Origin of the sequence: Mesotoga sp., from assembly GCF_035363035.1 — a bacterium.
GTDB lineage: Bacteria > Thermotogota > Thermotogae > Petrotogales > Kosmotogaceae > Mesotoga.
Genome location: NZ_DAOSEH010000135.1, coordinates 1 through 3,827, shown reverse-complemented (window position 1 = coordinate 3,827; position 3,827 = coordinate 1). Strand labels below are relative to the sequence as shown.

Here is a 3,827-nt window from a genome sequence, read left to right as displayed (position 1 = left end):
CTTTCTGCCTGGTCTCTTCGCCTATCCTGTTGCTGTTGTTCAGGACGTAGGAAACCGTGGAGATCGAAACCCCCGCGAGCCTCGCAACGTCTTTTATAGTCGCCAAGGTTATCCCTTCTTTCGTTGAAACGTTTCAACAAATTATACTATTTTTCTAACCCCGTCCAAAATCCCGGCGGGGAATAACCGGGCTATAATTGTCTGAGAGTTTCAATGGCCGTTGCGAAGGTGATAAAAATGAAAGAAGAGAAGTGGTCGAAGATCTGTAAAACTCCCCGGGTGATCTCGGCCGAGATCCATTACTTCAGGCTCGAGGCGGGGGAGTGGAGAGACAGGATCGAAAAAGCGAAGGAGGCCGGCTGCGAAGCGATAGCCTCCTACATTCCCTGGCTCTGTCACGAGAGCGTCGAGGGCAGATTCGATTTCACCGGGAGGCTTGACCTGAGAGCCTTCGTGGAGCTTGTGAAAGAGCTGGGGCTTTACTTCATAGCCAGGCCGGGCCCCTTCGTGATGGCCGAGCTGAAAAACGAAGGGATCCCTCACTGGCTTTACGATAAGTACCCCCATCTCAGACCCGTCAGCTGGGAGGGAAGAAAAGTCGAGAGCGCCATGGTTACATACAACCACCGGGATTTTCTCGCGGAGGTTGGAAAATGGTACGACAGGGTGGGAGAGATCCTCGGGCCGTTGCTGGTCGGCAGGGGAGGAAACGTTATCGCCGTCCAGCTGGACAACGAGATAGGCATGCTCCAGTGGATAAACAACACGCCCGATCTCTCGGACTTCACACTCGCCAGGTTCATAGATTGGGTCACAAAGAAGCGCGGCAGCGAACCCTACGGCTTCCCGCTCGAAAAGAGCGATGGAACTTACAGGCTCCTCCGCAGCCCGGGGGAAGATTTCTCGCTGGAGTTCATACGCGACTTCGGCCAGTTCACACGCGAGGATTACAGAGAATACGTGCAGAACCTTAAACGGCTGGCCATGAGGGCCGGTATCGAAGGCGTGCCCTATATAGTCAACATTCACGGTACGTCCGAAGGGAGGGGCTTCACCTTCCCGGTAGGTATCAGCCAGCTTTACAGGGCCTGCGACGACGAAGAGGTCTTCCCCGCGAGCGATATCTATCTGGGAGATCTCTCATTGAGAAACTTCCAGGACCTGTACACGATAAACGAAATGCTCGCGGCCTCCTTCGGGAATGTTTACGGTTCCATGGAATTCGAGTGCGGAGACGGCAATTACGGTGACAACTACGGGCAGAGGATCGACCCCTACACTCTTGAGCACAAGCTGAAGCTCTGCATTGCCCAGGGAAACAGGTTGATCAACTACTATCTCTTCACGGGAGGGAGAAACTACATCCTTGATCCCGAACCGCTCGACGGCAACGGGAGGATAGCCTTCACCGGCGAGCACCACGGCTTTGCGGCCCCGATCTCTCCTGCGGGCACGGAAAACTACACCTATCGCTTCCTGAAGGAGGCGACACTCTCCCTCAAACCTCTGGCGAAAGGCACGGGCAATCTCTCGGTGATCCACGATCCTCTCACGGTAGCCTTCATTCCGGACTATTTCATGAGCGAGTACCATTACGGTGCGAGGTTGCGAGAGATGGTTTCCGATCTCCAGACTCACCGGGCGGGCAACTTCTGGGACAGCTTTCTCAAGGCGCTCCTGCTGCTGGGATACCGTTACGACGTGAAGAATATACAGGACGGAGAGATCGACCCCGAAGGGCTGCTGATCCTTCCATGCGCGAGGTATCTGGACTTTGCGATCCAGAGAAAGATCGCCGATCACATCGAACGCGGTGGAAGGCTGCTGATTTACGGGGAGCTGCCTCTCTTCGATATGACCGGTAGAGCCTGCAGGGAACTGGTCGAAGCTCTGGGTATAACTCCGGGGGAGGCTTACCGCTCCTCTCACAGGCATTTTCTCTCGGTGAAACCCTCGGGCCTGCCGGAACTGGCCACGCATTTCGCCCGGGCCTTCAAGATAGAGGGTGGCGAAGAACTCGCCGTAATAGCGCAGAAGGGTGAAACTTGCGCCGCCAAACTGGGAAAGACGACGGTCATAACGGCCCATTTCAACTGCAACACCGGCTTCTTCGGCCGGATTCTCGAGGGCTACGGATTGAAGCCGAAGATCTCCATGACGGGCGATTCTTTCGGGGTCTTTCCAGTCGTGAGTGTCGGCGATCGTGGAGAGAGGCTGGTTTACGTCTTCAACGAAGATAATTTTGAAAGGCGCGTGGGGCTTCGCTTCGAAGAAGAGCCGCTTTTCGGTGGGAAGGAGCTACTTCTCAGGGCGAGGGAGGTGGCTGCGGAGATGAATTACCCCTGAAGCTGTATTAATATATAGACATATGAACCTAATTTTGAAGGGGGAGTAGCGTTGAGGATACTAGTACTTCTTAAACAGGTGCCCGACACCGACGAAGTAAAACTCGACCCCGAGAACGGAACGATGATAAGGGAAGGAGTCGGGACGGTGATTAACCCACTCGATCTGCACGCGCTCGAGAGCGCCATAAGGATCAAAGAGAGTGGGGAGCACGAATTGACCGTCGTTTCCATGGGGCCTCCCGCCGCCGAGGAGGCGTTGCGCGAGGCGATAGCCATGGGTGCAGACAGGGCCGTGCTGCTGACGGACAGAAAGTTCGCGGGAGCCGATACATGGGCTACCGCGAAGACCCTCTCCGCAATGATAGGGCTGGAAGGGCCGTACGACCTGATACTCGCCGGCGAAAAGGCCACCGACGGAGAGACTGGACAGGTTGGGCCGGAAACGGGAGCCATGCTCGGTGTACCCGTCATCACCTATGTTTCCAGGATAATCGAAGTCGGCGAAGACGGGATAGTGGTGGAGAGAGAAGTGGAAGACGGCAGAGAAACCTGGAAAGTGCCTTATCCCGTGCTTCTCTCGGTGACCAAAAACGTCAACGAGCCGCGCCTCCCCACGCTGAAAGGAAAGAAGAAAGCCAGAAACGCGAATATAGAGAAAATGGGCAGCGAGGCTCTGGGGCTTGAGCCATCGACGATCGGCCTCATGGGTTCACCAACGAGGGTCGTCAAGATAAACACGCCCAAGCTCTCGCGTCAGGCGAAGCTTTACGAAGGAAGCGAACTGCTCGAGGGCATCGCCAGGCTCAAAGCTCTCCTGAAGCCGTACCTGGAGGTGAACCATGAGTGAGATATGGGTGATCGCCGAGAAAAGGGGTACTCAGATACATTCCAGCACCTACGAACTCCTCGGAAAGGCCAGGGAGCTGGCGTGGAAGAGGGGTTCATCCGTCGCGCTCGCTCTTCTGATACAGGAAAGGCCGACGGAAGAGACCTTCAGGAACCTCTTCAGGGGAGGAGCCGACAGGGTGATGGTCGCCGTCGATAAAAGCTTCGAGAGGTTCGACTTCGGGCCGTACATAAGGGTTTTGAAAGAGATGGTCTCGCAAAGACCGCCAGAAGTGATTCTGGCCCCGGCCACCACTTCGGGCCGCACGTACATGCCCGGTCTGGCGGCGCTTCTCGGCACCGGTCTCACAGCCGACTGCACCGGGCTGGACATAGAAGAGGGAACCGGCAATCTGCTCCAGACCAGACCGGCGATAGGCGGCAATATAATGGCGACCATAAAGACCCCAAAGCACAGGCCCCAGATGGCGACAGTGAGACCGAAGACCTTCTCCCCGCTCGGTGAGGTTTACAGGGAGCGGGGAGAGATCGTTGACTTTCCGGTGAGACCGGAACTCGTCGAAAGCCCGGCCAGACTACTGAAGTTCGACTCGATCGGAGAGGGCGAGAAGGGCGTCCAGGACGCCGAGATAA

4 protein-coding genes are annotated in these 3,827 nt (G+C 56.2%); 3 read left to right on the top strand and 1 reads right to left on the bottom strand.

The window, feature by feature from the left end; translation table 11 throughout:
* The coding region (locus tag PKX57_RS11550) for a LacI family DNA-binding transcriptional regulator (protein WP_472417463.1) at positions 1-106 on the bottom strand (106 nt) is incomplete at its 3' end.
* A gap of 131 nt (positions 107-237) precedes the next feature.
* Between PKX57_RS11550 and PKX57_RS11545 the strand changes: the two genes are divergently transcribed.
* From PKX57_RS11545 to PKX57_RS11535, 3 genes are all read left to right on the top strand, one after another.
* On the top strand, positions 238-2,346 hold the full coding sequence (locus PKX57_RS11545; RefSeq protein WP_214075004.1) for a beta-galactosidase: 2,109 nt from the start codon (positions 238-240) through the stop codon (positions 2,344-2,346).
* A 51-nt stretch (positions 2,347-2,397) separates the two neighbouring features.
* Positions 2,398-3,195, top strand: coding sequence for an electron transfer flavoprotein subunit beta/FixA family protein (locus PKX57_RS11540; RefSeq protein WP_214075003.1), 798 nt, complete (start codon positions 2,398-2,400; stop codon positions 3,193-3,195).
* Positions 3,188-3,827 (top strand): electron transfer flavoprotein subunit alpha/FixB family protein (locus PKX57_RS11535; protein WP_472417460.1); only part of this gene is annotated, 640 nt, incomplete at its 3' end. The genes PKX57_RS11540 and PKX57_RS11535, both read left to right, overlap by 8 nt.